At 39.6% G+C, this 22,828-nt stretch carries 19 protein-coding genes; 12 read left to right on the forward strand and 7 right to left on the reverse strand.

What is annotated here, in order from left to right; genetic code table 11:
* The first annotated feature begins 262 nt into the window (after positions 1-262).
* The 5 genes from PSPO_RS03490 to PSPO_RS03510 all read left to right on the forward strand — a co-directional run bounded on the left by PSPO_RS03490 (position 263) and on the right by PSPO_RS03510 (position 4,548).
* On the forward strand, positions 263-1,036 hold the full coding sequence (locus PSPO_RS03490) for a hypothetical protein (protein WP_010560819.1): 774 nt from the start codon (positions 263-265) through the stop codon (positions 1,034-1,036).
* A 188-nt stretch (positions 1,037-1,224) separates the two neighbouring features.
* Positions 1,225-1,683, forward strand: a complete 459-nt coding sequence (locus tag PSPO_RS03495; RefSeq protein WP_010560818.1) for a hypothetical protein — start codon at positions 1,225-1,227, stop codon at positions 1,681-1,683.
* A gap of 96 nt (positions 1,684-1,779) precedes the next feature.
* Positions 1,780-2,988 (forward strand): hypothetical protein, encoded by a 1,209-nt coding sequence (locus PSPO_RS03500; protein ID WP_010560817.1) that lies wholly within the window; start codon positions 1,780-1,782, stop codon positions 2,986-2,988.
* 297 nt (positions 2,989-3,285) lie between these two features.
* A complete protein-coding gene (locus PSPO_RS03505; RefSeq protein ID WP_010560816.1) occupies positions 3,286-3,993 on the forward strand; it encodes a type II secretion system protein GspG in 708 nt (235 codons plus the stop codon).
* A 108-nt stretch (positions 3,994-4,101) separates the two neighbouring features.
* Complete coding sequence (locus PSPO_RS03510; protein ID WP_148665225.1) at positions 4,102-4,548, forward strand: hypothetical protein; 447 nt, start codon at positions 4,102-4,104, stop codon at positions 4,546-4,548.
* 754 nt (positions 4,549-5,302) lie between these two features.
* Here PSPO_RS03510 and rdgC read toward each other — a convergent pair.
* Positions 5,303-6,214, reverse strand: a complete 912-nt coding sequence (gene rdgC, locus PSPO_RS03515; RefSeq protein ID WP_010560814.1) for a recombination-associated protein RdgC — start codon at positions 6,212-6,214, stop codon at positions 5,303-5,305.
* 116 nt (positions 6,215-6,330) lie between these two features.
* Positions 6,331-8,097 (reverse strand): ATP-binding protein, encoded by a 1,767-nt coding sequence (locus PSPO_RS03520; protein WP_010560813.1) that lies wholly within the window; start codon positions 8,095-8,097, stop codon positions 6,331-6,333.
* 259 nt (positions 8,098-8,356) lie between these two features.
* Here PSPO_RS03520 and PSPO_RS03525 point away from each other — a divergent pair, with 259 nt between their 5' ends.
* The 5 genes from PSPO_RS03525 (at position 8,357) to ung (ending at position 14,369) form a co-directional block, all read left to right on the forward strand.
* Positions 8,357-8,728 (forward strand): response regulator, encoded by a 372-nt coding sequence (locus tag PSPO_RS03525; protein ID WP_040641222.1) that lies wholly within the window; start codon positions 8,357-8,359, stop codon positions 8,726-8,728.
* 221 nt (positions 8,729-8,949) lie between these two features.
* On the forward strand, positions 8,950-11,364 hold the full coding sequence (thrA, locus tag PSPO_RS03530; protein ID WP_010560811.1) for a bifunctional aspartate kinase/homoserine dehydrogenase I: 2,415 nt from the start codon (positions 8,950-8,952) through the stop codon (positions 11,362-11,364).
* A 9-nt stretch (positions 11,365-11,373) separates the two neighbouring features.
* The gene (gene thrB, locus PSPO_RS03535; RefSeq protein WP_010560810.1) at positions 11,374-12,333 is read left to right on the forward strand and encodes a homoserine kinase; all 960 of its coding nucleotides are present in this window, start codon (positions 11,374-11,376) and stop codon (positions 12,331-12,333) included.
* Entirely contained in the window at positions 12,320-13,603 is a 1,284-nt protein-coding gene (gene thrC / locus PSPO_RS03540) for a threonine synthase (RefSeq protein WP_010560809.1), read from the forward strand. Before thrB ends, thrC begins: the two co-directional genes overlap by 14 nt.
* A 94-nt stretch (positions 13,604-13,697) precedes the next feature.
* Positions 13,698-14,369: a uracil-DNA glycosylase gene (gene ung / locus PSPO_RS03545; protein WP_010560808.1), complete on the forward strand. Its 672-nt coding sequence runs from the start codon at positions 13,698-13,700 to the stop codon at positions 14,367-14,369.
* A gap of 53 nt (positions 14,370-14,422) precedes the next feature.
* Here ung and PSPO_RS03550 read toward each other — a convergent pair whose 3' ends face one another.
* From PSPO_RS03550 to tal, 3 genes are all read right to left on the reverse strand, one after another.
* Positions 14,423-14,608, reverse strand: coding sequence for a DUF3545 family protein (locus PSPO_RS03550; protein WP_010560807.1), 186 nt, complete (start codon positions 14,606-14,608; stop codon positions 14,423-14,425).
* 158 nt (positions 14,609-14,766) lie between these two features.
* The gene (gene pgi / locus PSPO_RS03555; RefSeq protein WP_010560806.1) at positions 14,767-16,380 is read right to left on the reverse strand and encodes a glucose-6-phosphate isomerase; all 1,614 of its coding nucleotides are present in this window, start codon (positions 16,378-16,380) and stop codon (positions 14,767-14,769) included.
* A 14-nt stretch (positions 16,381-16,394) separates the two neighbouring features.
* Entirely contained in the window at positions 16,395-17,345 is a 951-nt protein-coding gene (gene tal, locus PSPO_RS03560) for a transaldolase (RefSeq protein WP_010560805.1), read from the reverse strand.
* A 232-nt stretch (positions 17,346-17,577) separates the two neighbouring features.
* Here tal and yaaA point away from each other — a divergent pair, with 232 nt between their 5' ends.
* Positions 17,578-18,357: a peroxide stress protein YaaA gene (yaaA, locus tag PSPO_RS03565; RefSeq protein ID WP_010560804.1), complete on the forward strand. Its 780-nt coding sequence runs from the start codon at positions 17,578-17,580 to the stop codon at positions 18,355-18,357.
* Here the strand turns inward: yaaA and PSPO_RS03570 are convergent.
* Entirely contained in the window at positions 18,354-19,211 is an 858-nt protein-coding gene (locus PSPO_RS03570; protein ID WP_010560803.1) for a GGDEF domain-containing protein, read from the reverse strand. The two genes, yaaA and PSPO_RS03570, sit on opposite strands and share 4 nt — an antisense overlap.
* Before the next feature lie 68 nt (positions 19,212-19,279).
* Positions 19,280-20,209 (reverse strand): tetratricopeptide repeat protein, encoded by a 930-nt coding sequence (locus tag PSPO_RS03575; RefSeq protein WP_010560802.1) that lies wholly within the window; start codon positions 20,207-20,209, stop codon positions 19,280-19,282.
* 169 nt (positions 20,210-20,378) lie between these two features.
* On the opposite strand from PSPO_RS03575, the gene ygjK reads away from it, so the two are divergent.
* The gene (gene ygjK, locus PSPO_RS03580) at positions 20,379-22,772 is read left to right on the forward strand and encodes an alpha-glucosidase (RefSeq protein ID WP_010560801.1); all 2,394 of its coding nucleotides are present in this window, start codon (positions 20,379-20,381) and stop codon (positions 22,770-22,772) included.
* Positions 22,773-22,828: the final 56 nt, after the last annotated feature.

Below are 22,828 nucleotides of genomic sequence, written 5' to 3' on the forward strand. Positions count from 1 at the left end.
GCGGTCTTTCAAAATTACTTTTCTATTTCGTCAAAGTATATTGCTTGCATAGTCAGGAAAACGACCCAATCGCTCGTTTTTGTCCTGAAAAAAAGCTAGAACTACTGTATTTTAGTAGTAATAGCAATTGGTTAAGAAGTTTGCTACAAATGAGTCATTCAGAAAAACGAGCGACGCTTTGGTAGAAAAACGCGCGATTAGCTCGCTATAAACATGTTATGACTAAACGAGGTACATTACGTTGTTCGAGCATTTATCTTCGATGAAAGATTTTAGATCACACTGTGCGGAGCTTGTTCAATTTTTCGGTTCTCTATCAGATTTCAGAGGATATGAGGGAGCGGAAGATGTTTCAGGCTGGCTAAATCTAGCGGCGTGTGTTGAGTCTGTAAACTATGACACTAGTCATTTTGACCCGGGTGCAGGCTGCTGCGGTTTAGCTGATACCTGGGCCGAAAATCAAGCCGGGCTGCAGAAGAAGTTAGTTACTGAAATAACTCGTTTTCAACTGTGTTGGGCGGCCCTGGAAGCTGCTATAGACAGATTTGTTTCGATTGAGAATGCACCCAGAGGCAAGATAAAAAAGCTCTGTTATTTCTTGAAACAAAAATGTCGTCAAAACAATGTGATTGGTTACTCTAATCTTGTCGCTTATATAGGCAATAGAAAAAAGGATGAAGCTAGCTATTCGTCTGTGTTTCGGTCTGTTGATGATAACGACGAATTTCTCTCTGATCATGGTTACGGGATATATAGCGTCTATAGCCTAAGAAACAAATTGGCTCATGGTGCCTTTGACATTCCATTAAGCGATGAAGGCGAAAATGTAAAGGTGCTTACTGATATATTGGTAAGCTCACGAATAGTGTTGCTGACATTACATTTTTTGATGGTTGCTAAGTATCCGCATGACTCTGTCGAGGTATTTTGGAAGCGTCACGAAATATTGGCAGTTCCCTTTGATGTCTACCTAAAGTCAATTCATGTTGATGATCTGACTTACTTACACGACATTGGGTATGATTTTGAATCATAACAAGTGCGGGCACGGCGACACCCATTACATTGCGCCTTCGGCTCCATTCCATGGGCGCGCATGCTGTAAGCGTTACGAATGACAGTTGTTGGCACAAAACGGAAGTAACCCTCTGAATTTAATTATGTATCCGGCAGTAATGAGTGAATAACGGTCATTGATTTAAAGTATATTTTCAAGCAAAATTTATGTTCTATAAACAGGAACAGTCATTAAGGAATGTGAGTTTGCCAAGAAATAAGAGAAATAAAAAGTTTGGTGTTAACCCCTTTAGATACTTACTAGCACTTTATATGCCCTTCTTTTTGAAGTCTTTTTGGACGCATGAAATAGATTTTCCTTTGGTCAATAAAGGCGGTAGAGGAAACGGCGAAGTATTAACCATAAGTGACCCATTGCTACCAATAATTACCATTCCACTATTTCTATATGGTATTTATTACTTAGTTAAAGTAATTAGAACTAATTGGAAATTCGTAAATGGCTCAGAAGCTAGAATGGGCGCCTACATGTGTATTCCATTTGGAGTTGTTAGTTTCTTATTAGCTATATTCGAAAAGCCAAACTTCGCAATATTTATTTTTATATCAATTGGTGTACTTGGTTTATTTGCAGTCGATTTTAATAGTGAAGACAAAGTACATTGATAGAAAAGCCTAAGCGTTAACTTTGTTCGCTATTGAGACTCAATTTAATTAATTAACATATCGTGTTGAAGAAAAATAATAAAATATGGAAATATAATGAAGAGTATTATAACTGTAATCGTAGCAAGTTTATTTTTAATAGCATGCCAATCAACTTCTCCAAAAGTTACTGTAAATACACTAGATAAAGAGCAACAACTCAATAAGAATGTTGCATTTTTAAAATCAGAAATTTCATTAGGAAAACAAGAGAAAAGATATGATCTTGCTTTAATTTACTCATCGAGTTTTGAACAAAATAAACGAAAGCTAGCTAAGCCATTATTGAAGCAGTTAGTTGAAGAGGAAGATGTAAATGCAATTGTACTCCTTGCTCAATTAGAGTTTTTAGGACGATTGGGATATGTTTCAGACAGTCTGTTCAAAGAGCACTATAAAAAAATAATAGATAAAGACCCAGAAGCTATTAAAAACTATAAAGATGAAAAAGCGGAAATGGAAACTGCTTTAGAGTTAAACTTTTCCTCAATGAAACAGCTTTATGATGAAAATAAACATTTGTGTGAGCAGCCACTTGAGCAACCAGGAATCGATTTTGACAAAAACTCAGATGCATACCTAGTCGCAAAATACTTTTACTCGTGTCTAGAAAAGTACTCAATAAAGAATAGTAAACAGCGCTTACAAGTAATGTCAGAGTTCCAAGCAATAATGTGTAACACTAAGGAAAGTAATAAAACATGTATTAGTGAAGGATATAATGCTCTTAGCCTAGGTTTAAATTCGATTGAAGAGTCTTTTGTAGTTGCTGCTGCGATTAGAAATATCTATAAATCACATAAAGACCAATTGCGTAAAAAGAATGGTCTTCAAAAAAGGAATCCATCATCAGAGACTGGCAAAGTATTGGTTAAAGCATTTGATGCCTATAACGAAAGTGATCTAGATAAAAGTAGCGAAATCCTAATAAGTTACATAACTAATACGAAACAACTTACGCCTTTTGACAAAGCATACGTCGAAAAATTTATCTCTCAGATCCTTTTTCAACGAGATAAAAAAGGAGATACCGAACTTGTGATTTCTTATGCAAATAGAGCTTTAAGTAGTAATGAATTATCTTATAAAGATCACTGGGAACTATTCGATTTACTATCAGATGTATATATACATAACGAAGAATACTCAAAGTATATAAATTTAATCGGGAATTACATTATAGAAAATCAGGGCAATATGGACCTTATTCCAGTCAATAGCATTTCAGAAAATAATACCCGGATGACTAGCAATACGAACTCATAATAGTTTTCCAAGTTCTACTATGGTATTTATTATAGGCTTTCGAACGGTCGAGTTCGGCACAGAACCGTCCGTTGAATCTAACTCATACTTATCCAAAAAGTGTTTACGCGAACACGCTTGGAAGAGTGTTCAACGGTCATTCACAAACATTTAATTTATTTTCTATCACCTATGATTTAATATATTTTTCAATATTTTAAAGTGAAATCATGTTTGAAATCGCTTTCATCTTACATGGAAGGTTAGCTAGCAAGGTTTCACAAGCAAGTAGTTCTAAACCTCAGGAGTAGTTCCAGAATGGATTCCAAAATAGATTATACAAAATATACAATTGAAGCATTAAGAGAAGAAAGAGATAGTCTCAGCGAGCGCGAACAACCTGAATTATATAAAGAATTAAACGATCTTCTTATTCAACGGATAAAAGAGAGAAACGATAAACAAGAAAAATCTCAAAAAGAGATGCAAAGGGAGTCTGCTGGTTGTTTAGGTTATATTATTGGTGGAATGTCATTTATTCCGTTAATAGGTGTATTTTTCGGTGTCATAGCAATTGTTTGGGGTGTAGTTACCAAGCATACAAAATTAAAAGTAGTTGGCTCATGTGGCATCGCATTCACTATTATACTTTATAGTGCGCTTGGCTATTTTGGTTTTGTTCAAGAAGGTGGAGTTTACGATGATCTACGCAGTGACTTAGCCAAATCACAATTAACAAATGTAGTACAAGCAATAGAGTTTTATAAAATACAAAATGGTAGTTACCCTGAGTCATTAGAAGTATTGCAAAATTCTTTGCCAGAAAACTCCATGGTTTTCCTTTACGATCCAGCCCAAGTTAGCACTGATGGGAAATTTTACTACTATAAGCTTATTAACGAAAGCTCTTACCATGTTCGTTCATATGGCCGGGATGGGTTAATTAATACATCTGATGATATTCTACCTTCGAAAATAGAGAATGTTGGCTTGATAGCTAATTATCAAGTTGTGAGCGGATTATAGAAACTCTTTAAGTAGAAGATACTGGTTTTTATAGTTTCGCACTATTATCGCTATGTTTTGCCAGCTATTTTATGCTGTTTATGGTAAGCGTTATAAGCACTTTGAGATATGAGTAAACTTTTTAGCATAATGTTCTTGATGACAGCATTTTCCAGTATTGCGGCTGAAAAGGTTTCTTTTGTAAGCTTGTTGTCATCACCTGACAAGTACGACGGTAAATGTGTCCAAACAGTTGGCGTGATAAGCGTAGAGTTTGAAAACGGAAGTTTATACCTTGACCAAGCTAGCTACATAGCAAGAGCCTATGAAAATGCTATTTCTCAACCATTTGAAGCTGCGCAAGTTACCTACAACAGCGATAATCCAGAAGCTCATATTCAGAAGTTAGCAGGTGCATACGAGGGTAAGTTTGTTAGGGTTGTTGGTAAGTTTAAAGCGTTTAACCCGTCAAGACGGCTAAATAGAGCTAAAAGTTATTTTAGTTCAATAAGTCACATCCAAACTCTAGCGCCAAATGAAGGTTCTAGCTTTGGTAATCAAGCAAGGTGCTTTTAACAAAGCAAATTAGAAGTGCGGACAAAAACCAGTTGGTTTTTTTTCGTACCTCACAAATTTTAGCCAACTAACTTTAGCCGTTTATTTGCGGCGTTACCACCGTCAGTTGTTGGCACTGAACTGCCTTAGAGAAACTAAGCATGTTATGGACTTGAATTAATAATTCATCCATGAAGCTTGGTTCCATCGATCATCCATGACCTCACTTCCTCAAGCTGCGAAGCGTTGCTTCGGTCTTTCGTCACCCCATTAATCAAACCTGAAAACAGAATTTAAATGAATAATGCGAGACAGGGAGCGAAGCGGTCGAGCAAGCCATGTAGGCATGGGTGAATAGCGTCTTGAGACGAACGAAGTTCGGCTAGCTATGAACGCGAGATAAGGACTTCGAGCTGGAAAGCGTACAAGGATGTTTAGCGCGTTGCTTCATGGTGTTAATGTTCATATTTAAATTGTGTTTGAAGAATCAGTTTGATTTTTGGGGCACGTTTTTTGGTTCGTTTTTGTCGTGTAACAAAAATGAACAAGAGGGGCAGTTGCGCAATGTATAGTTTTGTAAGTTTAAAGTTGATAGTACGACAAACCGGCTTTAATTTTATTTTTAAGCTGAGATTAAGTTTTTAAGTTTAAAAGTTCGTTTTCAAAATACACCTAAAAGCGCGTTTTCAGAATAGACAAAACTCAAATTTTAACCATAAAAAAAGCCGCATTTACGGCTTTTTGAATATTTAGCGTCGGCTACAAAAAGGAAACCTTAAATTGTATCTTCCGGTTCACCTAGTGCAGTAATCAGCGCTTCTAGCATTTGCTTAATTTCATCGCTTGAAAGCATAAAGTCAGCATCTAGCTTAACTGCCATATCTTCTTTTGGAATGTCAGCGTTTTCTTCTTTTAACAGCTCTGCGTAGTTTACACGTTTAATTGAGCCGTCTTCTTGCAGCACAAAGCGAATACGCTCCATCCAATCTAGCGCTAACTTTGTAACCACTTTACCGTTATCTAAGTGATTTTTTACTTCGTCAGAGGCAAGATCGTGCTGTTTAAGTACTACCTTAGCGCCGTTTTCTTCTGGTTCAACAAGCTCTGCATCAAGACCAATGGTAAATTGTTCTGGAGCTTCGTCTTTCGCTAACCAATTTGTTAAAAATAAGCCTAAATCATAGTTTACGAAAGCGGGCACTACAGGCAATGAACCAAGTGATTTACGAAGTAGTGCAAGTAACTCTTCTGCTTTATTGAAACTTGCACTGTTAACCACCATCCAGCCTTTTTCTAAGTCGATAAAGGCAAACTGTAAGCTCGATTTTTTAAACGCCTGAGGCAGTAATGAATGCACTAAGTTTTCTTTTAACTCGTCTTTCTCTTTTTTCTTAACAGGGCGGTTTTCGCTGTTTTCGATTTGTTCTACTTTCTCTGCCAGAAGATCATTGATCACTGCTGGCGGTAGTACTTTTTCTTCGCGTTTAGCGCAAAGCAGAATGCTTTTTTTACTAAAGTGCGACAGCATTTGGCCATGTTTACCAAGTGCTTTGGTCCAGCCAAAGGTGCTTAAATCTTGGCTGCCACATGGGCGAAATTTATCTTGCTCGAGTGCTTTTTCAAATTCGTCTTGGTTGTAATCAACTTCTTGTTTGAAGCGATAGCAAATTAGGTTACTAAACCACATGAAAGGATCCTTGAAATTGTATTGGCAAAACCAATTTCGTTATAAATTTTGCTTAGCGTATCAGGGTTACAAACAATAAAAAAGCGCCTTTCAGCGCTTCTTTATCAATTGAGCAATTAATCCACCAACGGGTAGGAGTCTGGACTTGGCATATCCTTAGGGAAGGTGATTTTATAGCACAAGCCTTTGCCTGGTTCGCTGGTTGCTGTGATATCGCCAGCCAGGGTTTGTTTTACTAAGTTAAAGGTAATGTGCGTGCCAAGGCCACTGCCGCCTTGCTCGCGACGTGTTGTGTAGAATGGGTCAAATAAATTTTCTAGCTGCTCAGCTTCAACACCACGGCCGTTATCTTTAAAGGTAATGGCTACTTCGCCATCTTGCTCTTGAATATTAATATCAATGGTGCCTGCATTGATGCCTTCAAAACCATGAATTAGTGAATTCATAATCAGGTTGGTAAAAATTTGGCTAATTGCGCCAGCAGGTAAGTTGAGTAATAAATCTTTCGGACAATGAATATTAATTTTATGCATTGTCTTTTTAAGTTTCGGGTGAAGCGAGCGAATAATTTCGTTAAGGTATTCTTTTAAGTTAATTTGACGCACCGCTTCACTGGCTTGGTCTACCGCAATTTGCTTAAAGCTAGCAACAAGCTCAGATGCGCGCTCTAAGTTAGTTGTTAATAGGGCGGTACTTTGTTTTGCGTCGGCAATAAATTCTTCAAGCGCTTTTGGTGAGAGGGTTTTTTCTGCGTATGCCGCTTCTACTTGTGCCAAGCGCTCTTGTAAAAACGATGTGGCGGTTACGCCAATCCCAACGGGTGTATTAATGTCGTGGGTAATACCTGCAACTAAACCACCGAGTGCCGCCATTTTTTCAGAGCCAACTAAGCGCTCCTGCGCCATATTTAATTCATCTACATACTTAGTAAGTTCGTCCTGCTTAACGAGTAATTCGCCTTCAGTGGTTTTGCGGCGATCGACTTCTTCTGTAAGTACCAACTTTTGTTTTTCAAGTTCGTATTTCTGTTGCTGTAAATCCATCATTGCTTGGCTTAGATTTGATGTTTTGCGTGCAACTTCTTGTTCTAGAAGTAGGTTTTGTTGGTCGAGCTTTTCGTTTGTTTTTACAAGCTGTCGTTGTGTTGATTCGAGTTGGTCTTTATAACTTACCACTTTATCAATCAGCTTATTGAACGAATGCTCCATAATTTTTAGTTCGTTGTGCTCAGTGGTTTCTATGCTTACGCGCGCACCTTCAAGGTTATCGAGCTCTAATTCTTCAATTTGCTGAGTTAAGTCTGTTAATGGCTCGGTAAGCAGGCGTCTGAATGCCATTAAAAATAAAATAATTAGGAAAGTAGTTTTGATTAAGGCATTACCGACTAAAAAGTACAGCGATACCATAATGCGGCTAAACACCACTTCGCGGCTTGAAAATAGTGTTACGTCACCTACTTGTGTCGCGCGACCTGAAAATTCAAATACTAGCGGAAAGGTGTAACCAAATAGGCCTGAACTGGTATGTTGAACAAGCACGGCTTCTTGCACGAGTTGCGACTCGTAGCGTTCAACAATATCAATTGATTGACCTATTTGTGAAATAATTTCACCGTTATCATCGCGAACAATTACCCCTTCGATAGAGGGGATTGCAAGTAAACCCTCGGCAATAGTGCGGGTTTGCTGCGTATTTAGCTCCCAAATGGCGCGCGTTAAGCTGCCGGAAAAGGTTTTTTGTAAGGTGGAAAGTTCGTTTTGAATGTGATCTTTTGAATTATGGTATTCAGCGATTACTTGACCGCAAGTTACGATAAACGTAAGTACAAAATATACTGAGAGTACGCTGGTTAACAAGCGTTTAGAAAGACTTTTGCTTAACATTGAATTAACCAGAACCTCATTATTGTAATTTTATCATGTTCGCCATTAAAGTTAGCTAATTTTGACCTAAAAATAAATACGAAAGTGGTTAAATAAATCGAATAAATAAAAGCTTAGTTCATTTTAACCAGCTCTACTGACATTTTTGTTAAATAATTTGATCTAATCACGGCATAACGTAACTAGCACGCATAAATCTTGCAATTACCGCGTTTACTCATATTATGGCTATATTATTACGGTTTTTATTGGTTTTATTTTGTCTAGTACATTTCCCGTACTTGTGTGTGATGACTCGTTAATTGCGCGAAAGCAAGTAGCGCGTTATTTCAAAAATCACAATGACTTTGTTGTTAGCCAAGCCCAGAACGGGCAAGAGGCACTCGACTTATTGCGCCAGCAAGAGTTCGGTTTGTTGTGCCTAGATTTGACTATGCCAGTTATGGACGGTCTTGGCGTGTTAGCTAATTTAAAAGCCGAAAAAATTCACTTACATACCATTATTATTTCTGCCGATATTCAACCTGAAATGAAACAGCGAGTGGCTGAGTTTGGCGTACTAGGATTTATTGAAAAACCATTTAAAGATGAAGCGTTTTCGTCACTTTTGCATAAATTTGGCATTCGTTGATTTATTATAGTGCTAAATGGAATAAATTATCTTTTTTTATAGTTGACATATCTTTGACGATTCGGCAGTCTAAAGGCCATGAAACAAATTAATTTAGTACACACCACCATTATTACAACCATTATCCTAACTGGATAGTGGCATAGGTCTGTACGCAAAATTTAAAGGCCTGTGCTCACTACGAGCACAGGCCTTTTTCGTTTTTGGAATGGGGAAAAAGAATGAAGGTATTAAAATTTGGAGGCTCGTCTCTTGCTGACTTTGCCTGTTTAAAGCAGGTAGCTGAACTTGCCAAAGGTCAACTTGAAGATCAGATGTTGTTAGTGTTATCTGCACCAGGCGGTATGACAGACAGTCTTGTTGAATTATCTGAGCTGGCTGAAAAAGGGCAAGATTATTCAGCAGCATGGCAAGCACTCGTTACGCGTAGTGAAGGCCTTAAAGCACAGGTGTCAGACGTTGCAGTTGTAACTAATTGGCCTAATTTTGACGAGCTAAAACAAAAACTTGATGGTGTAGCGTTAATCGGGCATTGCCCAGCACAAGTAAAAGCCTACGTTATAAGCTTTGGTGAGCGCGTTAGTGTATCGCTGATGCAGGCGCTGTTAAATGAGTTATCGCCAGTTTACCTTGAAGCCACTAAGTGCATTGCATCTAACAATAACTATTTAGATGCAGAAGTTGATTTAACACAATCAAAACAGCAATTTGCAAAGCAATTAGCAGAGCAGCCAAGCAAAGTTTATATTATGCCGGGCTTTACTGCCGCAAGCGAGCAAGGTGAGTTAACAACCCTTGGTCGTAATGGTTCTGATTACTCTGCAGCGATAGCTGCAGCCTGTGTTGATGCTAAAATTTGCCAAATTTGGACAGATGTAGATGGTGTTTACAGCGCCGACCCGCGTTATATCAAATCGGCAATGAAAATTGATAGCTTAAGCTACAAAGAAGCCATGGAGCTTTCTTATTTTGGCGCTAAAGTACTTCACCCTAAAACAATTCTTCCTTGTGCTAAATATGGCGTGCCGTGTGAGATTAAAAATACGCATGATCCTGATGTACCAGGCTCGCTTATCAGTGCGCAGTCAAGCTCAAATGGCGAACCAGTAAAAGCGCTTTCGAGTTTACAAGATCTTGCAATGATCACGGTGTCAGGTCCAGGCATGAAAGGTAAAGTGGGCATGGCATCGCGCGTATTTAGCGCATTAGCCCAAGATGAAATCTCAATTGTGTTAATTACACAGTCATCGTGCGAATTCAGCATCAGTTTTTGTGTTTATCAAGCTGATTTAGCTAAAGCCACAAACGCACTTGAGCAAGCATTCGCGTTAGAAGCGCAAGCAGGCCTGATAGAACCATTCCAAATCGAACAAAATTTAGCAATTGTGACTTTAGTTGGCGACAACATGAAAGCCCATAAAGGCCTTGCTGCTAAGTTCTTTGCATCACTTGCGCAAGCACAAGTTAACATTGTTGCGATTGCGCAAGACTCGACAGAAAGCGCGATTTCAGCGGTAATTGATGGTCAATCTTGTAATGATGCAGTGAAAGTATGTCATGAAAACTTCTTTACTCATGTGCCTTCTATCGATGTATTTTTACTTGGCTGTGGTTTGGTTGGTAAAGAGCTGGTTAGCCAGCTACAACGCCAGCAAGAATGGCTGCAAAAACGTAATATCAAACTAAATTTGTATGGCGTTGCAAACTCGCGTCAAATGCTACTTGATAGTGACGGCGTAGATTTTGAAAACTGGCAAATGCAACTTGCTGATTCACAGCAGAGCTTTGATTTAAAAGCGGTTGAGCAATTTGTTAAAGAAAACCATTTAATTAACCCTGTGCTTGTTGATTGTTCATCATCACAGTTCTTAGCAGAGCAGTATTTAGACTTTATTAATGCAGGCTTCCACGTAGTAGCTGCAAATAAAAAAGCAAATACAAGCTCTCAGGCATATTACCAATCGCTGGTATCTGCCACACAAAAAACAGGTCGTAAATTCTTATACGAAACAAATGTAGGTGCTGGCTTACCTGTGCTTGATAACTTGCAGCTGCTGTTTGGCGCAGGTGACAAATTACTTAGCTTTAACGGTATTTTAAGTGGTTCACTGTCGTATATGTTTGGTGTAGTTGAAGATGGCTTAAGTTTAAGCGCAGCAACTAAACAAGCAAAAGACAATGGTTTTACAGAGCCTGATCCGCGAGATGATTTATCCGGTATGGATGTAGCGCGTAAGTTACTTATTATTGCCCGTGAATCTGGACTACAGCTTGAGCTTGATGATATTGACGTTGAACCTGTGGTATCACCAAAATTTGCTGAAGGTGCAAGTGTTGATGAGTTTATGGCACGACTACCTGAACTTGATTCTGAATTTACAGCGCGCGTTGAATCAGCAAAAGCGGATGGCAAAGTACTGCGTTATGTTGGTTCAATCGAAGATGGCAAATGTAAAGTAGGTATTCAAGCAGTAAGCAAAGAAGATGCGCTTAACAGTGTACGCGACGGTGAAAATGCACTGGCAATCTTAAGTCAATACTACCAGCCAAAACCATTTGTCATTCGTGGTTATGGCGCTGGCGCAGAAGTTACTGCGGCAGGCGTATTTGCTGACATTTTAAAAACATTGCCGTAGGAGAGGGTGATGATTGAAGTTTATGCACCCGCATCCAGTGGTAATTTTGCCGTTGGTTTTGACTTACTTGGCGCAGCACTTGCGCCAGTAAGTGGCGCGCTACTTGGTGATATTGTTGCAATTGGCGCAAGCGATTCAGGCCAAGACGAATTTGTATGTAGTGGAAAATACGCTGAAAAACTGGCAGGTCCTAAAGAGGATAACCTTGCTTATCAGTGTTTAGTGCATTTCCGTGAACATGTTTCAAGCGATATGCCAGCATGTAAACTGGAATTAAAGAAAAACTTACCGGTTGGTTCGGGCTTAGGTTCAAGTGCTTGCTCTGTGGTTGCTGCATTTGCGGCACTTGATAAGTTTGCTAATACTAACCTTTCGCAAAAACAGTTATTGGCATTAATGGCTGATTTTGAAGAAAAAGTCAGTGGTGGTCGCCACTACGATAACATTGCACCATGCTATTTAGGTGGTTTGCAACTGTGCGGTGATTTAGTGCCAAATAATTCACTGGCGTTACCTACCGATGAAAACTGGCAGTTAGTCGTTGCTTACCCAGGCTTTGCTCTGAATACCGCAAAAGCACGCGCTGTGCTGCCAAAAGAAGTCAGCATGCACACTAGCATTAATTATGGTCAGCGTTTAAGCGCGTTTACTGCGTTATGTTTTAGTGGGCAATTTGATAGCGCAATAGCCTTGATGAAAGACGAACTTGCTGAGCCATATCGCCAATCTCTGATTGCAGGGTTTAGCGAAGCCAAAGCGGCATTACCAGAATTAGGTGCAGAAGTGGTTGCCATTTCTGGCGCAGGTCCAACGCTTTTGGCTTTAACAAAAAGTGAAGTGCAAGCACAAGCGATAGACGCTTGGTTAAAAGAAAATTATTTGAATGAAAACGGTTTTAGCCACATTTGTAAAATAGATAACCGTGGCACACGTGTACTAGAAAAAGGAGAAAGTGATGTTATTGCATAATCTAAAAGACGCCGAGCAGAAGGTATCGTTTGTAGAGGCGGTAAAAGTAGGATTAGGCAACAATCAAGGTGTCTTTTTCCCAAATAGCCTAGTGCCGCTAAGTAATGTTGATGAGTTACTTGAGCTTGATTTTGTCGCGCGCAGCAGCAAAATTTTATCGCATTTAATAGGTGATGAGTTGCCAGAAAGTACCGTACAGCAAATGGTACAAAATGCCTTTAACTTTCCAGCTGAACTGGTAAAAGTTGAAGATAATGTTTACTGCCTTGAGCTGTTTCATGGTCCAACGCTTGCGTTTAAAGACTTTGGCGGCCGTTTTATGGCGGAGTGCTTGTCGGTATTTAATGAAGGTAATAAAACCACGATTTTAACGGCAACAAGTGGTGACACAGGTGCTGCTGTGGCACATGCGTTTTACGGTAAAAAAGACATTGATGTCGTGATTTTATACCCGAAAGGTAAAATCTCATTAGCGCAGCAAAAACTGTTCACAACGCTAGGTAATAATATTCATTGTTACGCAGTAGATGGCAGCTTTGATGATTGCCAAGCGATGGTTAAACAAGCGTTTTTAGATGATGAAGTAAAGCAGCGCTTAGGCTTAAACTCAGCAAACTCTATCAATATTAGCCGTTTACTTGCACAGGTATGTTACTACTTTGAAGCGGTGGCGAAATTACCTAAAGCAGAGCGTGCAAAAGCACATATTTCGGTACCAAGTGGTAACTTTGGTAATGTGTGTGCCGCGATGATTGCTGCAAGTTTAGGTTTACCTGTGGCTAAGCTTTCAGCAACGACAAACCAAAATGATACAGTGCCGCGTTATTTAGCATCAAAAGAATGGACGCCAAATGCAACACTAGAATCGTTATCAAATGCGATGGACGTGAGTAAACCAAATAACTGGCCGCGTGTGCAGTTTATGCTAGATAACAACTGGTTTAGTTACGATAACTTTTATTCGCACAGTGTTGATGAAGCAGAAACGAAAGCGGTAATGCATGATGTTTATGCTAAAGGCTACTTAGCTGAGCCGCATACGGCAATTGCTTACCAAGGCTTAAAACAAGATTTAGCTGCTGATGGTGTTGGCATCTTTTTATCAACAGCTCACCCAGCTAAATTTAAAGAGTCAGTTGAAGACATTCTTTCGATTGAATTAGATATGCCAAAACCACTTGCTGATGCATTAGCAAAACAATGTTTAGCAAAAGACCTAGTTAACGACTATCAAGTGCTGCGTGAAAACATTTTGGCGAAACTTGCTTAATCCTTTTTAATCTGTTGATTGAAATGCTTAGCCGCTACAAGTTAGCGGCTTTTTTATGGCATAATTGCGTTCAAAATAGCTATTAACAATCACTATGACTACTTGGACAGATGTACTCGCCGTTGAAAAGCAACAAGACTACTTTAAAGACACACTCGACTATGTTGCGAAAAGGCGCGCAGAGGGAGTTAATGTATTTCCGCCTGCGGATGAGGTGTTTAGTGCGTTTTCAATCACCGCGTTTGATGATGTGAAAGTGGTGATCCTCGGGCAGGACCCTTATCATGGTCCAAATCAAGCACATGGCTTGGCGTTTTCAGTAAAACCGGGTATTAAAGCGCCTCCATCTTTGGCCAACATGTATAAAGAATTAGCAACTGATATCGACGGTTTTACTATACCCAATCATGGTTATTTGCAGGCGTGGGCAGAGCAGGGAGTGCTATTACTCAATACGGTATTAACCGTTGAGCAAGGCCAAGCCCACTCGCATAAAAAACTCGGTTGGGAAACGTTCACCGACCGTGTTATAGCTGCATTAAATGAACATGGTGATGGTATAGTGTTTTTACTTTGGGGTTCGCATGCGCAAAAAAAAGGACGTCATATCGATACTACTAAGCATGTTGTTTTCAATGGGCCGCATCCGTCACCGCTTTCTGCCTATCGCGGCTTTTTTGGTTGTAAGCATTTCTCTAAAGCAAATGATGCTTTAATTACGATGGGTAAAACTCCAATTAATTGGCTGTTACCAAAAGAGGTTTAACAAGCAATAAAAAAGGCTCGTAAGAGCCTTTTTTGATTTGACCTTTATATTGTTTAGATGACTAAATCATCTAGGTCAATGTCGTCTAAAGAACCGTATTCTTCGAGTTCTTTTTTCAGTCTATGTCTTTCCTTTAACGCTTCTATTTCGCGCCATTTGCGCTTTTTCCCTTTTGAAGAGGTTTTTGTTGTTGGTTCAGGACGTTCTAATATTGCAAAAATATCTTCGATGCTATCCATGGTATCCTCCTGTGGATTTTTTAACCTCGGCATAAGAAATATCATAACTCGTCTAAAAATAAAACTAATATGTTTAGCTTTTGTTAAAAAATAATGAAGGTTTTTCGACTAGATCAAAGAAGGGTAAAACAGCTACCCGAGGGGTAGCTGTTAGAGTATTAATTTGTAAGTGTTTTTAGCAAATTCGCTGTAGATGGATCAAGCTGTTCATAATTTTGGGACGCCATCGCATCAAGCACTTGGTTGCCAAGTTGTTTACCAAGTTCAACGCCCCACTGGTCATAACTATTAATGCCAAAAAGCACACCTTGCACAAACACTTTATGCTCATAAAACGCCAGCAACGCACCAAGTGAACGAGGCGATAAATCGTCAATTAATAACGTATTAGAACCTTTGTTGCCCGGCATTACTTTATGTGGCGCAAGTTCGTTTATTTGCTCTGGAGTCAAGCCTTGTGCTGCTAGCTCTGCTTTTGCTTGTGCCAAGCTTTTACCTTGCAATAGCGCTTGGCTTTGCCCTAGGCAATTGGCAATCATTGCTTTATGGTGTTGCTGGTAATTGGCTTCACCAATGCGTGGCAAAATAAAGTCAATCATGGCACTTTGCTTACCTTGGTGCAGTAACTGCATAAAAGAGTGCTGACAATTAGTGCCTTCAGCTCCCCATAAAATCGGACCTGATAAATCAATGTGCTGACCTGTAAGATCGACACTTTTACCGTTACTTTCCATATCAAGTTGCTGTAAGTAAGCCGGTAGGGTTTTTAAAGCGTGACCATAGGGGAGTACTAATAAGTTATTTTCACCTAAGTACTTTTGTTGCCAATAGCCAATTAACGCCGCAATAATAGGTAAGTTTTGCTCTTCTGGAGCTGTTAAAAAATGATTATCAAGGTTTGCAGCGCCTTCAAGTAAGGCTTCAAAATTAGTTTTACCAATTTTAAGTGCTAACGGAAGGGCAATGGTAGACCAAACCGAATAGCGGCCGCCAATAAAGTCCCACAATGGGAAAATCATTTCTTCACTAAAACCAGCTTGCTTTGCAAGCTCTGGTTTTGCCGTTAATGCAACCCAGTGCTCAGCGATTGCTGTATTTGGCATGGTTTGCTTAAACCAGTCCATTACGGCATGCATATTAAGCTGGGTTTCAGCTGTGGTCCACGATTTTGATGCCACCACAATCAGAGTTGTTTCAGCATTTAATTTTGTCAGTGTGTGCTTAATTTGCTGCCCATCAATATTGGCAAGGTAATGCACATTCACATCATTTACATGACTATCAATTAGGGCTGCTTCAAGCATTTTAGGGCCAAAAAATGAGCCGCCAATACCAATGCTTATAACATCAGTTATCGCTTTGCCCGTATTGCCAACAATGGCATTTTGTTCAAAGCGAGAAACAAAATCGAGTAACCTCGCTTTTGTAGAGTTTATTTCTTGAGCCACCTCAGGCAAATGTGTTGCTAAGGTTTGCGTATTGCGCAATGCAGTATGCAGTACAGCGCGGTTTTCTGTACTGTTGATCAGCTGCCCTGTAAATTGCGCTTCACGTTTTTGCGCTAACTGCTTTAACTTAGAAACGTCAATTAAATCGTTAAGAGTGGATTTATCGATTGCTTGCTTAGCAAAGTCGAGGGTTAAACCTGCCGCGCTCAGTGTAAATTCACTTGCACGGTTAGGCTGCGCATCAAAAAGAGCCAAAATTTGGCTCTTTTTAATATTCTCAGCAGCATCTGTTAGTTGCGTGTGCAACTGCGCTAAGGTGGTCATAAACCGTTTATTCCTTATAGGTTTGCAAAACGAGTTTCAAGTTCAACTTGTGCATCGGCAAACGAGCGAATACCTTCCGCTAGTTTTTCTGTCGCCATTGCATCTTGGTTATGCTGCCAACGGAACTCGTTTTCGCTAAGTGGTGCCGGTTTTGGCAATACTTCAGTCGGTTTTTCAAGTGGGTAAACCTCAGCGTCGGTTAGCTCAGCAAGTTCAGTTAATAGCTGAGGACTAATGGTTAAACGGTCACAACCTGTTAACGCTAAAATTTCGCCGGTATTACGGAAGCTTGCGCCCATAACAACGGTTTCATAGCCGTGTGTTTTATAAAAGTTGTAAATGCTACGCACCGACTGAACGCCTGGATCATCAAGTGCAGACGCTGGCTTTGGCATGCCATTTTTTACGTGCCAATCTAAAATTCGGCCAACAAAGGGAGAAATTAAAAATACATTGGCATCGGCACACGCTTTGGCCTGCGCTTCAGAGAAAAGTAGCGTTAAGTTACACTTAATACCTTCTTTTTCTAGCTGTTCAGCCGCTTTGATACCTTCCCAAGTTGACGCAATTTTAATTAAAATTTTGTTTGTATCAACACCTGCTTCGCGGTAAAGCGCAAGTAACGATTTAGCTTTAGCGATGGTCGCTTCAGTATTAAATGATAAGCGCGCGTCTACTTCTGTTGAAATGTAACCTGGTACAACTTCACTGATTTCTTTGCCTAGCAAAACTGAAAAATAATCACATGCAAGTGCGACTTGCTTTGCAGAATCGGACTCGTTTGCTTTTGCATATGCAAGTGCTTCTGCTAGTAACGGCTGGTATGCCTCAATTTCACTGGCTTTTAGAAGTAGTGATGGGTTGGTTGTTGCGTCTTGCGGTTGGTGTGCTTTAATAGCTGCAATATCACCGGTATCGGCAACAATCGTTGATTGGGCTTTTAAAGCCGCTAAAATTTGTGTCATGGTTTACCTCATTCCTAATATCAAGGTAATAAAAATAGCGTGTTAGCTAAGTTTAGCTTAAAGATGAATCATTAAAGCTAGATGACAAGTATTTGGGAAAGGTCAAATGTCCGTAACACAGGGTTTACGCTACTCCTAGCGAAGAAAAATCCATCGAATGCTAACTAACAGGTGATTTTTATTACAAGAAGTGTTGAAATTACCTTAATACAACGACAAGTCAATAGTAATTATGATCACAGTAATATCACCTGCTAAAAATTTAGACTACGAAACACCTGCACCGAGTAAAAACCACACACAACCTGAGCTATTAGCGCACAGCAAAGAGCTTATTGAGGTATGTCGCGAACTATCAGCACAAGATCTCTCAAGCTTAATGAAAATTAGCGATAAGCTAGCGGGTTTAAATGTGGCGCGTTTTACCGAGTGGCAAACGCCATTCAATGATAGTAACGCCAAACAAGCTATTTATGCGTTTAATGGTGATGTTTATGTAGGCCTAGATGCCGCAACGCTAAGCGAAAAAGCACTGGATTACGCACAAGGTCATTTACGCATTTTGTCGGGGTTATACGGTATTCTAAAACCACTTGATTTAATGATGGCGTATCGCCTTGAAATGGGCACAAAACTGACGAATCCACGTGGCGCTAATTTATATCAATTTTGGGGTAGTATCATTGCTGAAAAGCTGAATGAAGTATTTGCTGAACAAAATACCAATATGCTCGTCAATTTAGCGTCGAATGAATACTTTAAAGCAGTGGATAAAAAGGCACTTAACGGTGAGATTATTACACCTGTATTTAAAGACTGTAAAAATGGTCAATATAAAGTAATTAGCTTTTATGCGAAAAAAGCGCGTGGCTTAATGGCGCGTTACATTATGGAACAACAAGTAACGAACATGGCACAATTATTGGCGTTTGACTGCGCGGGTTACTATTACAGCGAAGAGCACACGAAAAAAGCCAATGAACCTGTGTTTTTGCGCGCAGAGCAAGTTTAATCAGTACCTGATACAACTTGGTTGCGGCCTTGTTGCTTGGCTTGATAGAGACGTTTATCAGCGATATCGATTAACGTCTCTAGCTTTTTCATGTTAGCTGAGTATTCAGCTATACCAATCGAAACGGTCATATTAAATACTGCGTTTGATAAATGCAGTTCGGTATTTTCTAATTGAACGCGCAGTGACTCGGCTTTGTTGTAAGCTGAAGGTGTTGCTATATGCGGCAGTAATATAATAAATTCTTCACCACCCCAACGTGCGAATAAGTCGGATTCGTGACAGTTACTTTGTATCAGATTGCAAAATTCAACGAGTGCCAAATCACCCACATTGTGACCATATTGGTCGTTAATCTTTTTAAAATGATCAATATCTAATATTAAAATGCAAAACCGTGGGTTATCGCTTTGTATTATTTCATTTGCCTTATCAATAAAATAGCGACGAGTATAAGCGCCTGTTAGCGGGTCGGTGGTGGCAAGTTTTAATAGCGTATTATTTTGTGCTTCTTGTTTTTCAAGCCATAGTTTGATGCCAAACACAATCAACAACAAACCTATAATTTGAAAGAGATCTTCACTAACGATAGTGATGACTTTTGGAAAGATAACCAATTCATCAAGTGCATCGACACAAATGGCAACTAACAAAATTGAAAAACCTGTAAAAAGCACGTTGTTTGAACGTTCGCTTTTTCGAAAGTTATTCAAATTGAAAATACAAACAAGCACCGCACTCGCCATAATAAATTCAGATGCAAAACTAATTACATCTACGTTAGCGACAGCTGGGAATACCCAATACGAGACGAAGGGCAGTAAAATAAACAGTGCTATTATATAAACCGACATCTTAGAACTACATTATTTTGTTAGTACCACAAGTATTGACCGTTCAAGTCGTATTAACAAGTTACGCGCTATGGTGCGGTTAGGTTTAGTTCGAGCTTATTTGCCAGTTGGTGATAAAGTGTAAGGTGGCTTGGCAGTAGTTTAGTAAATCTAACTTTAGTTATGTGCTGCTTAGCAGCTTCTACCTCTCCAAGTGCGGTGTTTATTTCGGCTAAACGCAGTTGGAAAATAGAATAGTTGGGGCTTTCTTCACTGTTAAAATTGCTTATCGCATCGCGATATGTTTCGTTTGCAAGTTGTAATTGACCAACCAATTGATAGGTGCGGGCTAAGTTGCCACTTGCCATAGTAATAGTGTCGGTAAACCCGAGTTTACGAGCCCAAAATAGCGCGCTTTTTCTGTGCGGGATTGATTCGAGTAGCTGACCTTGCGAGTACAAAGCGTTTGCTAAGTTGCCGTAAATTTCGTGTTGTAGTTTAGCATCTTTACTTTTTCGGTATTGCTGAGCTAAGCGGTTGAGCATTTGTGTTGCTGTATCTTTATCGCCAAATACCATCTCCAAATTGGCAATTTCGACCATACGCAATGGGTTTGGAAAGCTCTCAGATGTGGCACTAACTAATTTAAACGCTTGCTGTGCATATTCTTTGGCTTTTACTTTTTCATTATAAATATCAAATGCTTTAGCGGCGTAAAAATAGAGCTGAGTTTGAAATGTAACAGGGTGAGTATGGCCTGAATTTAAATATTGCTCTGTGAGATTTTTCAACGGTTTTAGATTGGTAGTTTCATACAGCAAATCTAAGTAATGAGCCGTAATAAAATACCAATCGGTACTGTAGGGCGCATACTCACTTTGTTGCTTAAGCAACTTTGCGCTGCAATCGGGTGCTGATAAGTTGGGGCACACATCTTCAAAGTTATGTAGGTTATCAGCAGCCTTTGCACTTGTACAAAGTAGCCATATACCTATTAACGTAAAATATCGAATTTTCATTATTATTATAATTTAGCCATTTTGTGCCAATAAACTTGGCTTTAGCCGTTATTTTAGAAATTAGTTTAATTCAATTCAAATCTTTGTGATGTGCTCAGTGCTAACGCAATCAGATTGTTTTTTGTATTACTTTATGGATAATGTATACAAAAATAAGATGTTGTTTAGAATGAAAACATTACTCGCTGCTTTTCTTATCGTTTGTTGTAGTTTACAGGCATCACCACTTTCACAATTAAATCGTGAAGGCGCACCACAAAGCGCTAAATATTACGATAGCTATGGTAATCAGCAAGCAAACCCATTATTTGATCTTGGTAGCTGGCATGGACTTTTACAACCAAAACATGAAAATGCTGGCAGCTTTGCGGGGCCAGCCATTGTATTTGAAGAATACACCCTTTACTTTGCTGAATATATTGAGATGCTATCGATTGCTGTTGATCGTGGTGAATATCAACGTCTTTCAGAATTACCTAGTACCATTTCCAGTGAGCTTGGATATTACAAACAAACCTTTACTACAAACTCATTTAGCATAGATGTTTACTTAAGTTTTGGATCAACGCGTAGCAGTGTAATTGATACACACATTACTAATTTAACCGAAAAGCCGCTTAATCTTTCACTAAAGTGGCAAGGGCAACTTACAAAGCATTGGAAAAGCGAAGATGATGATTACATTTGGCAAGTAACACCGCAAATTTCTAGCCAAGCAATTGCATGGCAATTTGGCCAAACACGAGATACGTGGCACAAACTTAATGACAGCACCGCGCGATTTAAAATAGCCCGGTCTATTGCTTCTAAATCAGCTTTTAATCCTGTTGAACAAAGCTACAGAAGTACAAGTGGTTTAACGGTTTTACCTGCAAACTCTCGATTGCTGACCACAGTGCTCAGCTATACTCACAATCAGCACGAAAGCGATAGCGAAGATGTAAAAATAAGCGCATGGTTAAACAATAAAAAGCCTGCCTATTTGAATGCGAAAACCAGATGGCAGTCAATAGCAAATAAACTATCAAATCAGCACAGTGAACAAGCAAAAAAGTTAGCAATAAAGGCGCTAGAAACCTTAGTTGGCAACTGGCGTAGCCCTGCAGGGGAAATTAAACATAATGGCATAACCCCATCGGTGACGGCCCGTTGGTTTAATGGCGTTTGGGCGTGGGACAGTTGGAAGCATGCCTATGCACTTGCAGAGGTGATGCCCGAACTTGCTAAAGATAACGTACGCGCCATGTTTGATTATCAAATAACGCACAAAGATACACTTCGTGCGCAAGATGCAGGTATGGTGATTGATGCGGTGTTTTACAATTACTCAAAAGCGCGCGGTGGCGATGGCGGTAATTGGAATGAGCGTAATACTAAGCCGCCACTGGCATCTTGGGTAGTTTGGCAAATTGTGTCAAAAAGCAATGATGAAGCGTTTTTGGCTGAAATGTATCCCAAATTAAAAGCATACCATGAATGGTGGTATTTAAACCGCGATCATAATGGTAATGGTTTAATTGAATATGGCGGTACGGTTGACGATACACATACCACAAAAGAAGGGGAGATGCGTTTCTCAGTGCAAGCAACTGCACAACTGGCTGTTTTGGCATCGTGCAAAAAAGGGAAAGATAATTGGTATTTATGCAGTGGCAATCAGTTGTATTTAAGTTTACTCGATAACCCTCAAATAAATGCGTTTGATATCCCTGTGCAACATGCTGCAGGCTGGGAGTCAGGTATGGATAATGCGGCGCGTTTTGGTTTTATTTCAAATGAACAGTTTAAAGAATATGCCAATCAAACTTATCAAGGCGATATGGCAAAAGCGAAGGCTGATTGGCAGGTTAAGATTTTTGAAAACATACGTGATGGTCAACTGGTTGGTTATTCTATCAATCAAGAATCTGTAGAGCTCAATAGCTATCTAGCAATGGAAAAGCGCCAACTTGCGGCAATGGCAAAACAATTAGGTAACAAGCAAGATGCACAAAAATACCAAGCAGAATATCAAACCTTAAAAGCACGTATTGATGCGTGTTTTTACGATAGCAAAACCGGTTTTTATTATGACTTAGCCATTGATAATACCCCGCAATCTACGAGTGAATGCAAGGGTAAGCTATTAGTGCATCGCGGTAAAGGCCCTGAAGGTTGGGCACCGTTATTTAGCCAGGTTGCAAGTACTGAAAATGCGGAAAAGGTGATCACTAACATGCTGAATGAGCATGAGTTTAATACCTATGTGCCATTTCCTACCGCAGCTATTACAAACCCCGCATTTGGCGCAGATGTTTATTGGCGTGGCAGAGTATGGCTTGATCAAGTGTATTTCGCACTAAGTGCATTAAGTCATTATGGTTATAAAAAAGACGCGCAGCAGCTTTTTCAAAAGCTGATTAGTAATAGTAAAGGCCTTAGCCAAAAAGGCAGTATTCGTGAAAACTATCATCCTTTTACTGGTGAGCAACAAGGCGCAACTAACTTTAGTTGGAGCGCCGCACATTTAATGATGATGTTGGATGAAATTGGTTTGCCTGAAAGTTCGCAGGAACAACACTAAAAATATACTTGTTCAGTTTTCGGTTGAGTGAAATGTTAGCCTTGGTTACGCTTGGC

The organism is Pseudoalteromonas spongiae UST010723-006, assembly GCF_000238255.3.
Taxonomy (GTDB): Bacteria; Pseudomonadota; Gammaproteobacteria; order Enterobacterales; family Alteromonadaceae; genus Pseudoalteromonas; species Pseudoalteromonas spongiae.